This window comes from Flavobacterium sp. AG291 (genome assembly GCF_003350375.1).
Classification (GTDB): Bacteria; Bacteroidota; Bacteroidia; order Flavobacteriales; family Flavobacteriaceae; genus Flavobacterium; species Flavobacterium suzhouense.
The window spans coordinates 164,152-182,300 of record NZ_QQAR01000009.1; the positions used below are offsets into that span (position 1 = coordinate 164,152).

At 38.7% G+C, this 18,149-nt stretch carries 17 protein-coding genes and 1 riboswitch; of the genes, 9 read left to right on the forward strand and 8 right to left on the reverse strand.

What is annotated here, in order from left to right:
• Window positions 1–45 precede the first annotated feature (45 nt).
• Window positions 46–699 carry a hypothetical protein gene (locus DEU42_RS11110; protein WP_114758375.1) on the forward strand — a complete coding sequence of 218 codons (654 nt, stop codon included), beginning with the start codon at window positions 46–48 and terminating at the stop codon, window positions 697–699.
• A 72-nt stretch (window positions 700–771) separates the two neighbouring features.
• Here DEU42_RS11110 and DEU42_RS11115 read toward each other — a convergent pair whose 3' ends face one another.
• The 3 genes from DEU42_RS11115 to DEU42_RS11125 form a co-directional block, all read right to left on the reverse strand.
• Window positions 772–1,554: an ABC transporter ATP-binding protein gene (locus DEU42_RS11115; RefSeq protein WP_114758393.1), complete on the reverse strand. Its 783-nt coding sequence runs from the start codon at window positions 1,552–1,554 to the stop codon at window positions 772–774.
• 2 nt (window positions 1,555–1,556) lie between these two features.
• Entirely contained in the window at window positions 1,557–2,528 is a 972-nt protein-coding gene (locus DEU42_RS11120) for an iron ABC transporter permease (RefSeq protein WP_199509085.1), read from the reverse strand.
• A gap of 62 nt (window positions 2,529–2,590) precedes the next feature.
• A complete protein-coding gene (locus tag DEU42_RS11125) occupies window positions 2,591–3,727 on the reverse strand; it encodes an ABC transporter substrate-binding protein (protein ID WP_114758377.1) in 1,137 nt (378 codons plus the stop codon).
• 53 nt (window positions 3,728–3,780) lie between these two features.
• Window positions 3,781–3,991, forward strand: a riboswitch (cobalamin riboswitch).
• 29 nt (window positions 3,992–4,020) lie between these two features.
• Here DEU42_RS11125 and DEU42_RS11130 point away from each other — a divergent pair.
• Together DEU42_RS11130 and DEU42_RS11135 are read left to right on the forward strand one after the other, a co-directional pair.
• Window positions 4,021–5,847 carry a TonB-dependent receptor plug domain-containing protein gene (locus DEU42_RS11130; RefSeq protein ID WP_114758378.1) on the forward strand — a complete coding sequence of 609 codons (1,827 nt, stop codon included), beginning with the start codon at window positions 4,021–4,023 and terminating at the stop codon, window positions 5,845–5,847.
• A 5-nt stretch (window positions 5,848–5,852) separates the two neighbouring features.
• Window positions 5,853–6,926 (forward strand): YncE family protein, encoded by a 1,074-nt coding sequence (locus DEU42_RS11135; protein WP_114758379.1) that lies wholly within the window; start codon window positions 5,853–5,855, stop codon window positions 6,924–6,926.
• A gap of 161 nt (window positions 6,927–7,087) precedes the next feature.
• Here DEU42_RS11135 and DEU42_RS11140 read toward each other — a convergent pair whose 3' ends face one another.
• On the reverse strand, window positions 7,088–8,548 hold the full coding sequence (locus tag DEU42_RS11140) for a S41 family peptidase (RefSeq protein ID WP_114758380.1): 1,461 nt from the start codon (window positions 8,546–8,548) through the stop codon (window positions 7,088–7,090).
• A gap of 117 nt (window positions 8,549–8,665) precedes the next feature.
• Between DEU42_RS11140 and DEU42_RS11145 the strand changes: the two genes are divergently transcribed.
• The 5 genes from DEU42_RS11145 to DEU42_RS11165 are packed head-to-tail and all read left to right on the forward strand — an operon-like array spanning window position 8,666 to window position 11,288.
• Window positions 8,666–9,181, forward strand: a complete 516-nt coding sequence (locus DEU42_RS11145; RefSeq protein ID WP_114758381.1) for an RNA polymerase sigma factor — start codon at window positions 8,666–8,668, stop codon at window positions 9,179–9,181.
• On the forward strand, window positions 9,162–9,641 hold the full coding sequence (locus tag DEU42_RS11150) for a hypothetical protein (protein ID WP_114758382.1): 480 nt from the start codon (window positions 9,162–9,164) through the stop codon (window positions 9,639–9,641). Before DEU42_RS11145 ends, DEU42_RS11150 begins: the two co-directional genes overlap by 20 nt.
• A gap of 4 nt (window positions 9,642–9,645) precedes the next feature.
• Complete coding sequence (locus tag DEU42_RS11155; RefSeq protein WP_114758383.1) at window positions 9,646–10,167, forward strand: DUF4252 domain-containing protein; 522 nt, start codon at window positions 9,646–9,648, stop codon at window positions 10,165–10,167.
• A 48-nt stretch (window positions 10,168–10,215) separates the two neighbouring features.
• The gene (locus DEU42_RS11160) at window positions 10,216–10,743 is read left to right on the forward strand and encodes a DUF4252 domain-containing protein (RefSeq protein ID WP_114758384.1); all 528 of its coding nucleotides are present in this window, start codon (window positions 10,216–10,218) and stop codon (window positions 10,741–10,743) included.
• 5 nt (window positions 10,744–10,748) lie between these two features.
• A complete protein-coding gene (locus DEU42_RS11165; RefSeq protein WP_114758385.1) occupies window positions 10,749–11,288 on the forward strand; it encodes a DUF4252 domain-containing protein in 540 nt (179 codons plus the stop codon).
• Window positions 11,289–11,346: 58 nt separating this feature from the next.
• Here the strand turns inward: DEU42_RS11165 and DEU42_RS11170 are convergent, their stop codons facing one another.
• Window positions 11,347–11,982 carry a DUF4919 domain-containing protein gene (locus DEU42_RS11170; RefSeq protein WP_114758386.1) on the reverse strand — a complete coding sequence of 212 codons (636 nt, stop codon included), beginning with the start codon at window positions 11,980–11,982 and terminating at the stop codon, window positions 11,347–11,349.
• Window positions 11,983–12,285: 303 nt separating this feature from the next.
• Between DEU42_RS11170 and typA the strand changes: the two genes are divergently transcribed.
• Window positions 12,286–14,085, forward strand: coding sequence for a translational GTPase TypA (typA, locus tag DEU42_RS11175; protein ID WP_114758387.1), 1,800 nt, complete (start codon window positions 12,286–12,288; stop codon window positions 14,083–14,085).
• 94 nt (window positions 14,086–14,179) lie between these two features.
• On the opposite strand, the gene DEU42_RS11180 is transcribed toward typA, so the two are convergent.
• The 3 genes from DEU42_RS11180 to DEU42_RS11190 form a co-directional block, all read right to left on the reverse strand.
• Window positions 14,180–14,995, reverse strand: a complete 816-nt coding sequence (locus DEU42_RS11180) for an RHS repeat domain-containing protein (protein ID WP_114758388.1) — start codon at window positions 14,993–14,995, stop codon at window positions 14,180–14,182.
• A 90-nt stretch (window positions 14,996–15,085) separates the two neighbouring features.
• Window positions 15,086–17,587, reverse strand: coding sequence for a T9SS type B sorting domain-containing protein (locus tag DEU42_RS11185; protein ID WP_114758389.1), 2,502 nt, complete (start codon window positions 17,585–17,587; stop codon window positions 15,086–15,088).
• A 34-nt stretch (window positions 17,588–17,621) separates the two neighbouring features.
• Window positions 17,622–18,149, reverse strand: a 528-nt coding sequence (locus DEU42_RS11190) for a T9SS type B sorting domain-containing protein (protein ID WP_114758390.1), incomplete at its 5' end; no start/stop codon positions are given.

Genomic DNA, 18,149 nt, shown 5'->3' on the forward strand with positions numbered 1-18,149 from the left:
TTTAGACGGTGCAGTAACTTTGATAAATCCTAAAAACCAAAAATCATGAAAAAATTTAATTATGGCATTATCAGATTCTTTTTGTTTCTTTTTGCTTTAACAGTGGTAAGTTGTGTTGAAGAAGAGCCTGAAGATTTTGTAAACGATGAAAACACAAATTATTATGGTAACTGGAAAAGAGATGGGTATGAAACATGGGTTAATTTTTCAGGAACAACAGCAACCACCTGCAACAATGGACAACAAACCGTAGGAACTTTCAATCCTTCTGAACCCTCAATGACTTTTGTAATCCAGGGTGAAACAATCAAATTCCCATTAGAGTTCAATGGAAATACTTTATGGATGGGAGTGCCTGATCAGGCTATAGATACTAATGTAGCCGCAAGATATTCCCGAACAAATACTTTTTGCGACGGAAGCGGCGGAGGCGGTACCAGTGATGAAAATGGTAATATAGTATTCTGGATTCAGTCTGATCTGGGGTGTGGTAATATTTCGGTAACCTTGCAAGGACAGGGAAGCGGTATGATAACTTCCTACTACAATTCCAGTCCTTCTTGTGGTGCTTCGGGTTGCGCTAATTTTACCGTTGCTCCTGGAACATATTCTTTCACGGCAAGTTGTCAGAATCGTACATGGGAAAGTTCAATAACTGTGACTGCAGGACAGTGTTTTAAAATGCAGCTTTATCAATAGTTTTTTCAGAAATTAATTTACGTTTATTTTCTTTTAAAAGCTGCATGTAAGGTTGCAGCTTTTTTGTTTTAATTAACGGATTACAAAACCTCCTTTGTGTGAATTAAAACGAATGCTTTTATCATTGAATAATTTGTCAAAAGCATGATGCTCCATAAGGTATTCAGGAGTTCCCTGAACCACATCATTACTTGTCATAACAACAATCTGGTCACTTAGCTGTAATGCAAGATCAAGGTCGTGGGTAGAATAAAGAATACATTTAGCGGTTTCTGAAGCCAGTTTTTTCAGTAGCCTGATTAGGTTTACCTTATGTTGAAGGTCGAGATGGGTTGTAGGCTCGTCAAGTACAATAAGAGGAGTGTCTTGTGCCAGTGCGCGTGCAATAAGGACCTTTTGTAACTGGCCATCACTAATTTCAAAGTGTTTTTTATGAGCAATGCCATCAATCTGTGTAAGTGATATAGCTTTGTTTACGCTGTCAAGATCTTCGGGGCTCAGTTTGCCCAACCAATTGGTGTAAGGCTGTCTTCCTAATGCGACCAATTCAAAAACGGTGAGGTTGCTTGGCGGAAGGCTTTCTGTAAGTACGACAGCAAGATTTTGTGCCAGTTCTGAAGAACTATAACTGTTTATATTCTTATGGTTAAGCTGTACTTCTCCCAGGAGTGGTTTTTGTATGCCTGTAAGCGTTCGCAATAGTGTCGATTTACCAATACCATTGGCTCCAATCAGTGCTATCAGGTTTGATTCCTCAAATGCCAGATTTATAGCCTGTGCAATAGTTTCATTTTGTTTTTTATGCTGATAGCCAATGCTGAGGTCTTGTGCCGATAATACGATTTTCTTTTCCATACTTATACCGGTTTGTGTTTTCGCATCAGCAGCCATATTACGATTGGCGCACCAATAATTGATGTTATGGCATTGATAGGTAATACATATTCACTGCCGGGCATTTGTGTAAAGGTATCACATACAAGTAATATGATGGCGCCTGACAGTATGGTTCCTACATACAAAATCAGATGACTACTTGTTTTAAATACAAGTTTTGCAATGTGCGGAACCACAAGCCCCACAAAGGCAATAGGCCCGGTGAACGCTGTAATTGTTCCTGTTAGCAGGCTGGCTGCGAGTATGATGATGAATCGTGTTTTTTTAAAATTGATGCCCATACTTTTAGCGTAACGTTCGCCTAGTAGTAATGCATCCAGTGGTTTAATACAGATTGCTGAAAGAAGTAATCCTGCGATACACACCACAGCGAGTATAATAATATGTTCCCAAGGGAGGTTTCCAAGGCTTCCTAACGACCAGAACGTAAATTTCTGCAATTGCTCTGAAGTGCTAAAAAAGGTAAGTACGCCTACTATGGCTCCTGTAAAACTTGAGAACATAAGCCCAATAATAAGTATGGCCATAGTATCTCTAAGACGCTGTGAAACTACCAGTATGGCAAGTAATACCATAAAGCTTCCGGCAGTAGAGGCTAATACAATTCCGTAAGGCGAGAGAAAGAAGCCGGAAAGTATACCCGGTAAAAACCCTGCTCCTAATATTACAAAAGCAACACCCAGACTTGCGCCTGAGCTTAATCCTAACACGTCGGGGCCGGCAAGAGGATTACGGAAAAGCGTCTGCATTAATAATCCACTGACGGACAGTCCCATTCCTGCCAGCAATGCTGTTAAGGCTTTAGGTAACCGATAATGCAGTATAATGTATTCCCAGGTAGATTTTGAAGCTTCACCACCTGTAAGGCTATGCACAACATCGATAAATGGAATCTTTACAGAACCCAGGCTTAGGTTGAGTAAAAATGCCATAACAAGGGCAATGCCCAGTATAATGAAAATTGGTATGTTCCTCTTTTGACTGTACAAGGGTATTATTTTAATTTTTCAAAAAAGTAAGTCTGATATCCGGGTAACAAATCAGGATGAAATATAGCTATCAGGTCTTTCAGCACAAGATCAGGGCGGTTAGGAGCAAGTTCATAATAAATAAGTCCGCCTTTAGCGCCTTTTTTGCTGCTGTACGAATATACGTTTTTTGTCTTGAAAGCTTTAAATTGGGCATAATGCGGATTGGCATCTGTCATTTCCTTAAAAGTAGTAAATTGGCTTGGGCCAATCCAATAGTCGGCGTTTTCAGCTTTATCCAATACGGTTTCGAAAGCAAGATTAAGGCTTCCTATTCCTTCAGAGTCAGCCCAAAGATAGTCTGATTTGGCATCTTTCAGGAAAAGTGCGGCCCAGCTTCCGCCTTGGGGCAAATACCAATGATCCTGAAACATGGCACCGCTCAATACGGTTGGTCTTGATGTAGCTTTTTGAGCTAAAACAAGAGCTTCGTTATAACCTTTTTCAATGTCTGCGAAGAGTTTATCTGCCTTGTCTTCCTGATCATACAGTGCCCCAAAGAATTTTATCCATTCGGCTTTACCCAGAGGAGTTTGCTCGGTCCAGTCGCCATTATACAGCACTTTAAGGCCACTTTTCTCAAGCGTTGTAAGCGATTTGTTATTACTGCTTATACTAAAGCCAACTATAGCATCGGGGGCAAGATCGATCATTACTTCGGTATTCAGGCTTTCATTGGCTCCGGCTTCTTTTACTTTTCCGGCATCAATGCGCGCCCTTACTTTTTCAGATGAGATAAAGTCAGTGCTTGGGAAGCCTACAAGGGTGTTTTCTACACCAAGGGCTTCCAAAGATGGTATGTGGGTTGTTGAGGTTACCACCACTGTTTTAAGCGGAACCTGAACGGTAGTATACTGTTTAAGGCTATCAGGAACTATACCTCCTTTTTTTAACATTACATAGGTAAAAACATCTTTAGCTTCCGGCCACGGATTGGTTACTTTAACCACAGTATAGCCATCATAGCGATAAAGCTGTAGTCCTTGCGCATGCTTAACAGAATTTACGGTAGCAGCATTTTTTGTGACACTTTTTTGAGTATCACTTTTACAGCCGGCTATTGCCAATACTACAAAAAGAAAGAGGTAATATGCGTTTCTCATAAAAAATATTCAGTGAATGCAAATGTATAAATTAAATATTTCAACAATAATACTATATTTGCACGACTTAAGGTTGTGGTGTTTTTTGTTGAGCATCACATTAAAAGGGAATCAGGTTTGATGCCTGAGCTGTTCCCGCAACTGTAAGCTTATCCGCCGCGGCGGAGGCTGTTATTAACTGCAAACCACTGCGCGCTGCGGCGTGACGGGAAGGTAAATAACAGTACGCAAGCCAGGAGACCTGCCTTAGGAATAACTAATATCGGGCCTTCGGGAAAAAAGGCTTACGGATTATGATACTGAAAAGATCCACATTACTCATTTTACTTTTCCTGTGCCAGTATTTAACGGCGCAAAATGATACTATTATCCTAAAAGGAATTATAATATCTGATACCCAATTAAACAATTTCTCAGATTCTCAATCGGTACAAAAGCTAAATGATTCGGTTATTGGCAGGAATGCTGCTTCGCTTACTTCACTTTTAAATTACAATACCAATATCTATTTTAAGGAAAATGGTTTAGGAATGGTTTCGTCACCATCGTTCCGTGGTACTACAGCTTCTCAGACTGCCGTGGTATGGAATGGTATAAATATTAATTCGCAGCTTAATGGCCAAACCGATTTTAATGTTCTTAATACCCGTGATTTTAATAACATCAGTGTAAGGGCAGGAGGAGGAAGTGTTGCTTATGGCAGCAGCGCAATAGGAGGGAGCATTCACCTGAATAATGACCTTTCTTTTGGTAATCGCTTTAATAACAGTTTGCGTACGGATTATGGTAGTTTCAATACCGTAGGGGTAAATTATCACGTAGTTGCCGCAACGGAAGATTTTACTGCTAATGCCGGTATCAGCCATAACAGTTCAGATAATGATTATGATTATCAGGGGACAAATAAAACAAACGAGAACGGACAGTACTATAATACCAGCCTGAATATCGGTATTGCCTACAGGCTGAATCAAAAGAATATATTACGCTTTTATGGATACTTGTTTGATGGTGAAAGGCATTTTTCAGGAACGCTTGCGGCACCTTCACGCAGCAAATATCAATCAACTGACTCCAGAAACCTTGTGGAGTGGAGCGGTTATTATGGCAAATTTACTTCCAGATTGAAAGGGGCATATCTTTATGAAAAATATAAGTATTACGAAAATTACAAGAATGATCTTTATACGAACGGTAACGTAAAAACTTATATCGCCCGATATGATCTTACTTATGATGTATCTGAAACTATAAAGCTGAATACCATATTGGATTACACCCATAACAATGGTGAAGGCTCTGATATTATCCATAAAAAAAGGGATATAGGGTCTGCCAGCCTGTTGATGAAACATGAACTGACAAAGAGGTTTAAATATGAACTGGGTGTTCGTAAGGAAATAACCGATAGTTACGAAAGTCCGGTGCTGTTTTCTTTAGGTATCAATACGCTGATAAATCGTTTTTATACTATAAAACTAAATGCTTCCCGTAACTTCAGAATACCGACTTACAATGACCTGTACTGGGCGGGTAGTGGTAATCCTGAGCTGAAACCTGAAAGTTCCTATCAGGCTGAGCTTGGGAACGAATTCAGATTTAAAGGACTAACCTTAAGTGTTACCGGATATTACATAAAAATGCGTGATATGCTGCAATGGACACCGGGAACTAACGGTATCTGGTCACCAGGAAATGTTGGCAAGTCTAAAAGCTATGGCGTTGAATCGATACTTAACTGGAATAAAAAGCTTGGTACCGGGAATGTTGCTGTAACCGGAACGTATGCCTATACCATTTCCCGTAAGGATGAATCCGATAAACAGCTTATTTATGTGCCATTGCATAAAACCACTGCCTCAGTAGCTTATAGCTATAAAAATGCCTCGGTGTATTACCGTCATTTATTTAATGGAGAAGTGTTCACGTCTTCGGATAATAAATATAGCCTTGATCCTTATAATGTAGGAAGTGCAGGTACAGAATATACCATAAAAGCACTGAAAGGCATTGATGTGGGGGTTCAGGTTAATAATGTATGGGATGAGAAATATCTCGCCTATGAAGTAAGACCTATGCCCGGACGCAACTATACTATGTATCTTAATTTTAAATTTTAAATAACATGAAACTACACAAACTAATCTTAACAGCTGTAGCGGGTTCGCTATTGTTCGTGTCATGTAGCGATGATGATAATAAAGATGTACCATCTGGAGCTTATGACAATGGAGTGCTTATCCTTAATGAGGGCGGATTCCTTAAAGGTAACGCATCGGTATCTTTCCTTTCTGAAGCAGCAGGTGCTGAGGTTGAGAATGACATCTTCTCATTGGTAAATGGAGGTGGTCTTCTTGGTGATACAGCACAGGATATGGGCTTTAACGGTGATCTTGCTTACATAGTTCTTAACGGATCTAATAAAATTGAAGTTGTAAACCGTTACACTTTTACAGGAGAAACAACTATTTCAACAGGACTTGTAAACCCAAGATATATTGCTTTTGCTAACGGTAAAGCATATGTTACCTGTTGGGGTGATGCTACTGTAGCTACTGATGATTATGTGGCGGTTATAAACCTTGCTTTAAATACTGTGGGTGCTACAATTCCTGTAGCTGAAGGTCCTGAAAGCATTGTAGAAGAGAATGGTAAACTTTATGTTGCTCACTCAGGTGGATACAACTACGGTAATACTGTTAGCGTAATCGATGCTTCAAGCAATACGGTTACAAAATCGATCACTGTTGGTGACGTGCCAAATTCACTAGAGTTAGAAAATGGTAATCTTTATGTATTATGTGGAGGTGTTCCTTCATGGGGTGGGACTGAAACAGCAGGAGAGCTTAATGTTATCAGTCTTAACAACAATACAGTAACCAAAACTCTTGATTTTGCAGCGGCTACACACCCGTCTAACCTTGTTATAGAAGATAATAACATTTTCTATACTATTGATAACGGTGTATATTCAACTCCAATAGCTTCAGGTTCACTTCCGGCTTCTCCATTATTCACAACTGCTGATCAGGGTGTTTATGGAATTTATGGATTTGCTGTAGAAGATGGGCTTATTTACGTTGCTGATGCAGGTGATTATAATGCTGCCGGTAAAATTTATATCTACTCTGCAGCAGGAGTACTTCAAAATGACTATGTAGTTGGAGTTATCCCTTCAGGGTTCTATTTTAACGACTAAGATGTTCTGATTTTTCTGTTTAGTTAAATGAGCCGGCAGAGGGTTTAGCTGCCGGTTCGAAACAGAAAACTTCATAATAATTGCTGTCAGAAAGATTTACAATTCTGTCTGAAACAAAAAAGGCTTTCACATTGTGAAAGCCTTTTTCAATTATACTCTATTTATTGTAGTTGTTTCATAAGACCTAAAGAGCTTTCCGGCATTTCTTCAAGGTACATTTCGGTGCCAAAGCGGCGCAATTCTTTTGTGCCTTTAAAGCTTTTGAATTCTTTAGAAGGTCTTCTGCGGTCAGGGCTTCCTGTTCCAGTTATAAGGCCGATAGCTTCTGCGAATAATGGTTCAGCAGGATCACCAATAACACCAAGGTTGCCATAGCTTTCTTTGTGCTGAATGTCTGGTACTATACCTGAACTGTATTCACCAAAACCGGCTTTGTTTACAGTTCTTAACACAATAGGCTGCATTGCATAGCGGTGGCTTCCATCTACATCCTTCTTAGTGAAGTCCGGCGAGTCATACAAGGTGACAGAGCCTACATTTTTTCCTATTGTAGTATCACCTATCTGTGTAACGGATATATACGGTTTTAAACAGTTTACAACAAGTTCACTTGCCGATGCTGTTGATGCTGTAGTAATAATGTATACCCTGTTAAGATTAAGGCTGTTGATAACTGTTCCGTTACTAAGTTTATCAGTAAAGTTATTTACTAATGCCTGGGGATTGTTACTTTCATAATACGCCTGAAGTTTACTGTTCCATTGTTGTTTAGCAAACATTTCTCCATTAAACTGGCCTGTTATCATACTCGCAAGATAAGTCGCAGTTCGGATAGAACCACCTCCGTTATAACGAAGATCCAGAACAAGGTCGGTTACACCGGCAGCTTTTAGCTCTCCGAAAGCATTATTTAAGGTAGTATCATAATTAGCATAAAACCCATTATACATAAGGTAGCCTATTTTGTTAGCGCCATTTTCAACAACTTTAACACTATACACCGGATCTTCAGCATACTCAGTTTTAGAAAGACTCACAGTTTCGCCGTTTGGAACGATGTTTCCGTCTACATAATCAGCAAGATAAAGTGTATAGGCTTGCTGGGCTAAAAGGTCACTGTAATTATTTACAGTTAATTGTTCGCCATTTACGGCATAAAAGATATCGCCACGCTGTATGTTTTTATTGCTTGCATCTGTACCCGGAAGGATATAGCGTACGTAACCAAAGATATTAGTCATGCCTTCATCTGCATAAACAAGGCCAAATTCAACACCGTTGCTGGTAGATACTCCCTGTAGTGTATTTTCCAGAACCCTGAAATCAGAAAAGATTACGCTAAAACGATCGGCTTTAGATCCATCAGGATAATGCCTGTATAATAGGCTTTCAAAAAGGCTTTCCGGTGAACCATAGCCTTCTAAGAAATTATTAAGCTGCTCCTGGTTGGCAAAACGGTCATCGGCCAGGTTAGGTACATTAGCCTGCCATAAATAATAAAGGTTAAGTCCTTTCCAGATAAAATCATTTACAGGAACGGCATTATCATCCATGTCTTCACATCCCTGAAAAGCAAAAGCGGCCAAAAACAGGCACGCCAGCAAGGTTTTAATCTTTTTCATTCAGCGTTTTTTAGTTACTTTTAAAACGTAAATGTAATTATTTTTAATATGCTTGTAACAAAAATAGTTGCTAATCGTCTTCCTTTTATAAACCACTAACAAACCAAAAGGCCGATTATGAATCAGTCAGATTTCATAAAAGTCATCACTCCGTTTAAAGACCGGGTTTTCCGGTTGGCAAAAAGGTTGCTTGTTAGCACCGAGGAGGCAGAGGACGCAACGCAGGAAGTGCTGGTTAAGCTCTGGAACAACAAGGGTAAGCTGGAATCTTATTCAAGTGTTGAAGCCCTTGCCATGACCATGACAAAAAATTACTGCCTGGATCAGCTCAAATCAAAAAGAGCGACTGAGATGCGCATAGTGCATAATAACTATAGCGACAGGCAGGCAGGGCTACAGCAGCAGGCGGAAGATCGCGACAGCTGGAGCTGGGTAGAGAAGATTATGGAAACATTACCCGAACAGCAAAAAATGATTTTGCAAATGAGGGATATAGAACAATATGAATTTGAAGAGATTGCCAAAATAATGGACATGAACGAGACCGCCGTAAGGGTGGCACTATCGAGAGCAAGGAAAACATTGAGGGAACAACTCGCAAAAACACACAGCTATGGAATTAAGAGTAATTGAAAAACTACTGGAGAAATATTTTAACGCAGAGACTACTATTGCCGAAGAAAAGGATTTAAAGCTTTACTTCTCTTCGCCGGATGTGGTGCCGCATCTGGAACAATACAGACCTTTGTTTGGATATTTTTCGCAGCAGGAAGAACAAAAGTTTGATAAAACCTTACCATTAAAAACTAAAAGGCATTATGGCCGATGGATGTCGGTGGCAGCAAGCGTTGTTCTTCTGGGAGGATTGTTAACCTTCTATAATACCCAACCGGCTGAGGAAGATCTTGGTACTTATGACGATCCTGAAGTAGCGTTCAGGGAGACCCAAAAAGCACTGCAGATGCTTTCTACGAATGTAAATATCGGTATGGGGAGTGTACATCAGGTAGGTAAAGAATATGAAAAAACTACCAAACAAATCATCAAAGAAAAACGTAAAGAACATCACGTAGAACAAAAATCTAAAGAATAACATCATGAAAAAGTTTATAGTAACCTTAGTACTGGCAGCAATGCCGTTTGTAACTTTTGCACAAACTAATGCTTTCTCTAAATTCGATAATGTAGAGGGCATAGCAAATATTACTTTGAATAAAGAATTATTTGAGTTGGTTTCGAGTATTGACAGCTCGTCAATGGGAGAAGATGCAGGTTCGTATCTTAAAACCGCTAAAGGAATTGATCGTTTAAAAGTCCTTACGACTACTGAAAAAAAATATAAAAAACAGTTGCGCGAAGCAGTTTCCGATCACCTTAAAGCCAATTCGCTTCAGGAATTAATGTCTATTACAGAGGGAGATTCTAAAGTTAAGATATATGTAAAACAGGGCAGTGCCGAGAATATTATTACCGAGGGGCTTGTATTTGTTGAGAATGGCGACAAAAAAGATGAAACCGTTCTTATATCTTTTACCGGTAAAATAGACCTTAATGATATTAAAGATTTTAAGGGACTAAAAGGCTGCAAAGGCAGTAAAGGCGAAAAAGGAGCCAAGTAAGACCCGAAATACCAAAAACACAGCAAACAAAAATAAAGAAAGATCACAATGAGAAAGTTTATAATCACAATGTTACTGGCGGTTTTGCCTTCTATCCTTCTTGCTCAAACCACTTCAGCGTTTGACAAGTTTGAAAAAGATGGTGTAGATGCGGTAATAGTGAATAAGAAAATGTTTGAACTTATGGGTAACGTTAAAATGGACCCTAAGGACAAATCGGCACAGCAATATCTTAACCTTATCAAGAAGCTTGATAACCTTAAAGTATTCTCTACGACCAATACAAAGATTGTGTCTGAGATGAAAGGTACGGTAGACGGTTACCTTAAAAAGTACCCGCTTGAAGAGCTGATGCGTATGAATGAAGGGACCAGAACAGTTAAGATCTATGTAAAATCGGGTGCTACTTCTTCTCAGGTTAAAGAGTTGCTAATGTTTATGGAAGGCGGTAATGCTAAAGAGAGTACTGTACTAATGTCGCTTACAGGTAACTTTGATCTTAGTGAGATATCATTCCTGACGGATTATATGCAACTTCCCGGTGGGCCATCACTTAAAAAAGCATCTAAAAAATAAGGAGTATGAAACGTTATTTTTATATCTCAGTACTTATGATGCTTGTGTTGGCATCATGCGATCAGAAACCTACGCTACAGAAGTATTTTGTAAAAAAGTCTGAAGAGAAAAACTTCTCAACGATAGACATTGGCAAAAGCTTCATCAAAACCGATAAGCTTAAGCTTTCAGAAGATGAGCAAAAAGCCCTGGAGTCTGTCGATAAACTAAATGTGTTGATTTTTAAATCTACAGACAACAATGCCAAAACGTATGATGCCGAAAAAGCGAATATTAAAAATGTACTGAAAGAAGATCACTATGATGAGCTTATGAAAATGAGTCTTGGAGGTGGAGGTATTTCAGTAAATACTAAAGGTGAAGGAGAACATATAGAAGAGTTTGTAGTGTTCCTTCATAACAAGGATACCGGTATGGGTGTGCTAAGAGTACTTGGTGACGACATGACTCCTAATAACGTAATGACCATTGTGGGACTGATTCAAAAAGGCGGTATGGACAGCGCACAGCTTAAGCCGCTTATGGATATAATGAAAAATAAATAATTAAATTGAGATTAGTTAGATGAAAATCCCCTTCAGGCAACTGAAGGGGATTTTTTTGTTATTTGTTCTCTAATATCTTATATCCTTCAAATACTTTAACAGTATCAAAATAGTAAATCTTTTTTTCTCCATCTTCCAGTAATACTTCCATTTGATCACATACACCGCCAGTATTGTATATAGATTGTTTTTTTAATGTGGCTCCAATCATCTCAAGGATAAAGTATTCTTCTTCAATTTGTATTACAGGCCATGCTGTTGCGCAGGTTTTACCATCACCTTTTTTTACTATTGATTCAAGGAGGCCAAATTGTATTGTTTTATATTTTTCTGCATTTTCTGTGTCTCCGATGATTTTATATGACTGTCTCAGGATTTTATGAGCAATCATACTTGTATAATCAATGCTTAACATTTGCTTAGTAATATTTATGACCTCAATGAAATTTTTCTTTTCCATTTGTTCATACATTTTTGATTTAAGACCATTATATTCAGTAGATTTTGTGCTTGCTATTTTAAATTGAGCGCTTTTAAGAAAGCTATATCGGAATAATTGATAATCTATATCGGTTTTGCCGGCTTCCAACTGTTTTACATAGTTGCTGAAATCGTCATTGAATTCAGGAATAGTAATTTTGATTTCCTGCGTATAAGCTGAAAATGACGCTAAAAGAAATAAAATGTATTTCATTGATAGGATTAATTGGTTAGGGCAAATATAGATTACATTGAGCAAACCAGGTTTATTTATTTTTTTAAGTCTGAGGCATATTATATTATTGTAAAACAAATTAAATAATCTTTTGGTAACAATCGCAGTAATACCGTTATTTTACTGAGAATAGTTTTGTAATTTGGCTGTAATATGCGTTTTATACTGCGATTGCTGAAATGTTAGCCTTAAACCATTAATGGATAAAACCTAACTTGCTCATAACTAATGTTTTTTTTGTCAAAATAATGTGTACCTTTGCACCTTCAAAAAAAATATATAATGCAGTCAATTAGAAACATTGCGATCATTGCCCACGTTGACCACGGTAAAACAACATTGGTTGACAAAATCATGTACCATTGCCAACTGTTCCGTGAGAACGAAAACACTGGTGATCTTATCCTGGATAACAACGACCTTGAGCGTGAAAGAGGTATTACTATTACTTCTAAAAACGTTTCAGTTACTTATAAAGGAACAAAAATCAACATTATCGATACTCCAGGCCACGCCGACTTTGGTGGCGAGGTAGAGCGTGTACTTAACATGGCAGACGGTGTATTACTACTTGTTGACGCCTTTGAAGGACCAATGCCGCAAACACGTTTCGTACTTCAGAAAGCTATCGACCTTGGTCTTAAGCCATGTGTGGTTATCAATAAGGTTGATAAAGAAAACTGTACTCCTGAAGAAGTTCATGAGAAAGTATTCGACCTTATGTTTGAACTTGGTGCTGAAGAATGGCAGCTTGACTTCCCGTCAGTTTACGGTTCAGCTAAAAACAACTGGATGAGCACTGACTGGAGAAACCAGACTGAAAACATTGAGCCGCTTCTTGATATGGTACTTGAGCATATCCCTGCTCCTAAAGTATCTGAAGGTACGCCTCAAATGCTTATCACTTCTCTTGACTTCTCTAGCTTTACAGGTCGTATCGCTATCGGACGTCTTCAAAGAGGTGTGCTTAAAGAAGGTATGAACATTTCGCTTGTTAAGCGTGATGGTAAAATCATAAAATCAAAAATTAAAGAGCTTCACACTTTCGAAGGTCTTGGACGTCGTAAAGTAGAAGAAGTAACTGCTGGTGACATCTGTGCTATCGTAGGTCTTGAAGGATTCGAAATTGGTGATACTGTTGCTGATTTTGAAAATCCGGAAGCTCTTGAGTCTATTGCTATCGATGAGCCTACAATGAGTATGCTTTTCACTATCAACGACTCTCCTTTCTTTGGTAAAGAAGGTAAATTCGTTACTTCACGTCACATTAAAGACAGGTTAACCAAAGAGCTTGAGAAAAACCTTGCGCTTCGTGTTAATGAGACTGACAGTGCTGATAAATTCATGGTATTTGGCCGTGGTGTACTTCACTTATCAGTTCTTATTGAGACAATGAGAAGAGAAGGATACGAGCTTCAGATTGGTCAGCCACAGGTAATCATCAAAGAAATTGATGGTGTTAAATGTGAGCCTGTCGAAGAACTTACAATCGACCTTCCTGAAAACCTTTCAGGGCGTGCAGTAGAATTTGTTACTATGCGTAAAGGTGAAATGCTAAGTATGGAGCCTAAAGGTGAGCGTATGATCGTTAAATTCAACATCCCTTCAAGAGGTATCATCGGATTAAGAAACCAGTTGCTTACTGCTACTGCAGGTGAGGCTATCATGGCACACCGTTTCCTTGAGTACCAACCGTTCAAAGGAGAAATTCCTGGACGTTTGAGCGGATCGCTTATCTCTATGGAGAACGGTAAAGCTATTCCTTACTCAATTGACAAACTTCAGGATCGTGGTAAATTCTTCGTTGATCCTAACGAGGATATCTACGAAGGTCAGGTAATCGGTGAGAACTCTCGTGGTGATGATATGGTTGTTAACGTAACCAAAACTAAAAAACTTACCAACGTTCGTTCATCAGGTGCTGATGATAAAGCAAGAATTATCCCTGCTATCAAATTCTCTCTTGAGGAGGCACTAGAGTACATCCAGAAAGATGAGTACGTAGAGGTAACGCCTAAGAGCCTGCGTCTTCGTAAGATCTATCTTAACGAGAACGACAGAAAGCGTTTTAAAATAGCTTAATTAAGTTTACGGTTAACAGTCTTAAGTTAATAGTACTTTCCTAAATACAGAAATCCCCGCAATTGCGGGGATTTTTTATTTGAAACAGAATGTTTTATTCATAAAAATATTCCATCTGACTTTGTAGCACTTCATTGTAATAAGTTAATCTTTTAGTAGGTAATCCCTGTTCATTGAAGGTGTATACATCTTTTGTAATAGCATTACCTTCAATCACTTTAATTTTATATTTATCATAAGTACTATCGCTAAGACTATTTAATCTCAGCGTATTGTTAGGTTGAAAATTCCCTGTTCCCAAATTGATATTTAGTAGTGAAGGGTCGTGTTCCTCATCATATTCATAAGTTTTAGTTACAACTCCATTATATGAAGCACTGATTACTGTACTGCCATCGAGTGTAAATTCGTAGGTGGAGTCTCCACTAACCTGCTTGTATACAATTCCACTACTGTTTAGATAAAAGGTCTTGGGTTCTTCCCAACTATTAGTAGAAGTTGATGTTATGGTGTTATTGTTATTATGGGTAAAAGTCCTGGTGTAATCTACATTTTCAGCTTCTGACTGCTGATGAACTGTAGTCATCCTTCCCTGATTGTCGTAACCGTATTCAGTAGTTGAGTAAACTGCTGTACCTAGATAAGTGTTTATTGAACTAAGTAGCCCGTCGCTATTGTATGAGATAATGTCATATCCCGTCTGTATATTCTCGGGTGTTAGCCAATTCATCTTTGTCATCTTTCCGTTGCTATATTCAGAAACAAAAATTTCTTCCACCTCGCCGTTTTCATATAATGTTTGCTTAGTAGATACAAGAGGCGAGTTGTTTCCGGTTGATGATGAATCATCATCAGAACATGAGGTTAACAAGGCAGTAAGGCTAAGGCAGGCAATTAAGATTTTTTTCATTGGTTAGATTGGTTTTGTTTGTGTTAAATGTATGTGAATGTACATAAAAAAACACTCCAATGGAGTGTCTGTATAGTGTAATTAAGATTATTATCGCATTAAGCTAAAATGACCTTTAATTATTCGTCCGTTATCAAGTTTAAGTACAAACCAATAATCATTTGAAGGTAATGACCTTCCTTCAAAAATGCCATCCCATCCAATGCCTTTAGGGTCAACATCTGCCAGTAGTTTTCCGTAACGGTCAAAAATATATATTTTGCTGTTAGGATAAAAGTTAGCGTTTATACCTATTATGTTCCAATAGTCATTTACACCATCGCCATTTGGTGTAAAGAATTTAGGAGTATCCAGTACTGTTATTTCTTCAGCTTTGATACCGCACCCCTTAGTGTCTTTTATATAAACAGTATGAATGCCAGAGGTAAGTCTCTCGAAATAATTCGATTCCTGAAATGGTCCGTTAGGAGCATCTAAACTGTATACATAAGTAGTTTCAACACCCTGTGGAGGTTCGGCCATAATAGTAACAGTATTATTGTCCCGCATATCATTTACGATAACATCGGTAACTATGGCAAGATCTGAAGCAGTTACGACAAAGGTTTTGGTATTGCTGCATCCTAACTGATTAGTTATTTTTACAATATACGTACCTGCTTGATATACAGTAATTTTTGAGGTAGTCTCTCCTGTACTCCATAAATAAGTGTACAAATTTGGGTTGGTATTTATGGCCTTAAGCGTAAGTCCTTCAGGATTATTGAGACATATTGTTTCATTTACTGTTTCGTCTACTACTGGGCTGTTAAGCGTGCTGACCAAAAAGCTGGTTAGCTGAAAGCACTCAGGGTTAATACTGTTATGGATGCGGGCATATATCCGCTGAGGATTTACTGTATTTACATAAGCAGTGGCATTAATTGCATTTACATTAGCATCTGCATTTTCTTTGTTGTCAAAATATTTTACTGTATTTTCTGTGCTTAACTGTGAACCTAATATTAATGAATTGTTCTGACTAAGATTAAATACAGTAATGCCATCATTATCGGGGTCACATTCTTCCAGATTGTCGGCCTGATAGGCTGTTGGGGTAGTGGTGATAGTAATGTCAATTGTTTCCGTATGTATTTCTCCCTGATGGTTTATAGTAGCAGTAACAGTATAAGTGCCTACGCTTGTATAAGTATGAGATACTGTGTTTTGTGCTGACGCTGCACTTGTTTGGCCATCACCAAAATCCCAAGCCACTGTTGTAAAGTCGTCATCTGTGTCTAACTCAAAATGAGTTATATTGCCAAAACATTTATTTGAAGCAATAATATTTACTGCAAAATAGGAAGTTATGAAGTGTGGAAGACCAAAATAACAGGTGCCGGTACTTAAGGATACTCCTCCTGTAACGTAGTTGCATAACAGTCCGTCTGCATCAGGATTATTAATCACGTCAAGTGTAGGGCTGTTTACTACGGCACGATATATTTTTCCATTAGGTCCAAGCTGAAGTGTTGCTGATTGTGGGGATGCAGCTATAAATACATCTGAACCCGGTATGTCGTCACTTTCAAGATCATATTGATGGATACCCCCAAAATTGGTAAATGAGTTATCATATGAGACATAGAGTTTTTTAGTTTTTTGTGAAAACTCAACGCCATAGGGCATGGTATCCTGGCTTATAGCCAGTGGATTAGATAATATACCGGTTTCATTGTTAAAATCGTAAAGCCAGATGCTTCCGTTTTGCTGAGTACTTCCCGTAAGTGTTGATATCTGAACATGAGCGATGGCTACTTTTTTGCCATTTGGAGATGCTTTTATGCAACCAATGCTGTTTCTGCGGTAACCGGATACAGGTACTACGGGTATAAGTGTAGATATTACTGGGACGGGGTTTACGCCGGTTGAGGTAACTTCAAAAGCGTAAAATCTATTTACAAAATGCGTGATAACCCAATATCCCGAACCCGACCTGTTTTTTACGGCAGTTACCTTTTCAGAGCATTTGTACTTTATCTGGTCAGGATCGTCAGGTACATAAGTTACAAGGTGCGTATTTCGTGTCACTACATCACCAATGCTACCATTAGATCCAATCACAGAAAGGTCTACAATAGAATAGTTAAACCCATTATTATAGCCGTCATCCTGAGAAGGAACTGTTGAACCATCCTCATAAGGACCTGGAAATTGATTTGGATATACGGCTGCATTTTGATGATGGGGCTCATCAACTGTAAAAATATAGTAAATGTCAGGGTCACCTTTTTTAGGAACAATTACACCTGATTGCGTACTTGAAGGATCACCCATAAGTCCTGTTCCGGCGTTATAATTGCCATTAGGCATAAGTACATTGTTACGATCCCACACATTTCGTCCATCTGTATAGAAAAGCAGATTACCGGCGTTGTCAGAAATAGAACTGCAGCCTTCGTTACTTTCTATCGAACTTGACAATGATGTTACACTGCCGTCGTCCTCAAAATGAATGCCTGTAAATAGTCCGAACTGCCAGTTGTTAGCCTCTTTCTGACCAAACATATTTATGGTAAGTAATAATAATATGATTGAGGCTATATTTTTCATAAACAGGAGGCTGTGCTATTCAAATTTACGCTTTTTATCTCAAAAGCGAGAAGTGTGACCTGAATTCTTTTATTACAGTTGTACTCCCATTATATTCGCTATAAGTTACCGTAAACCAGTAGTCGGTTGCGGGCATCGCCTCGCCATTGTATGTACCGTCCCAGCCTTTACCAACTGCGCTTATTTGTTTCAGGAGTTTGCCATAACGATCAAAAATATAAATTTTTGCATCCGGCTGATTAAGTCCTATAACATTCCAGAAGTCATTAAAATTATCACCATTAGGTGTAAAGAAATTAGGATAGTCTACAACTTCAGCTCCTGTAATTATAGTTTCGCTACAACCGTCCGGGTTAGTATCCCTCACCCTTACCGTATGGCTGCCAGGTGCCACATTGCTGAAGATATTGCTATCCTGCCATGGGCCATTGTCAAGGCTGTACTGGTATACGCCATAACCTTCTACAGTTACTGTTATGGTCTGGTTGTCGCTAAAGTAGTTGGTCACATAATAACCCCTGCCTATTTTAACGGCCGATCCGCTTTTGATCACTACTGCCGC

Coding starts and splice junctions, on each gene's coding strand:
- DEU42_RS11155 (WP_114758383.1), top strand. CDS start 9,646: ATGAAAAAGTTTATAGTAACCTTAGTACTGGCAGCAATGCCGTTTGTA.
- DEU42_RS11130 (WP_114758378.1), top strand. CDS start 4,021: ATGATACTGAAAAGATCCACATTACTCATTTTACTTTTCCTGTGCCAG.
- typA (WP_114758387.1), top strand. CDS start 12,286: ATGCAGTCAATTAGAAACATTGCGATCATTGCCCACGTTGACCACGGT.
- DEU42_RS11140 (WP_114758380.1), bottom strand. CDS start 8,548: ATGAAAAAGATTAAAACCTTGCTGGCGTGCCTGTTTTTGGCCGCTTTT.
- DEU42_RS11120 (WP_199509085.1), bottom strand. CDS start 2,528: ATGGCATTTTTACTCAACCTAAGCCTGGGTTCTGTAAAGATTCCATTT.
- DEU42_RS11185 (WP_114758389.1), bottom strand. CDS start 17,587: ATGAAAAATATAGCCTCAATCATATTATTATTACTTACCATAAATATG.
- DEU42_RS11180 (WP_114758388.1), bottom strand. CDS start 14,995: ATGAAAAAAATCTTAATTGCCTGCCTTAGCCTTACTGCCTTGTTAACC.
- DEU42_RS11135 (WP_114758379.1), top strand. CDS start 5,853: ATGAAACTACACAAACTAATCTTAACAGCTGTAGCGGGTTCGCTATTG.
- DEU42_RS11115 (WP_114758393.1), bottom strand. CDS start 1,554: ATGGAAAAGAAAATCGTATTATCGGCACAAGACCTCAGCATTGGCTAT.
- DEU42_RS11170 (WP_114758386.1), bottom strand. CDS start 11,982: ATGAAATACATTTTATTTCTTTTAGCGTCATTTTCAGCTTATACGCAG.
- DEU42_RS11110 (WP_114758375.1), top strand. CDS start 46: ATGAAAAAATTTAATTATGGCATTATCAGATTCTTTTTGTTTCTTTTT.
- DEU42_RS11125 (WP_114758377.1), bottom strand. CDS start 3,727: ATGAGAAACGCATATTACCTCTTTCTTTTTGTAGTATTGGCAATAGCC.
- DEU42_RS11160 (WP_114758384.1), top strand. CDS start 10,216: ATGAGAAAGTTTATAATCACAATGTTACTGGCGGTTTTGCCTTCTATC.
- DEU42_RS11150 (WP_114758382.1), top strand. CDS start 9,162: ATGGAATTAAGAGTAATTGAAAAACTACTGGAGAAATATTTTAACGCA.
- DEU42_RS11165 (WP_114758385.1), top strand. CDS start 10,749: ATGAAACGTTATTTTTATATCTCAGTACTTATGATGCTTGTGTTGGCA.
- DEU42_RS11145 (WP_114758381.1), top strand. CDS start 8,666: ATGAATCAGTCAGATTTCATAAAAGTCATCACTCCGTTTAAAGACCGG.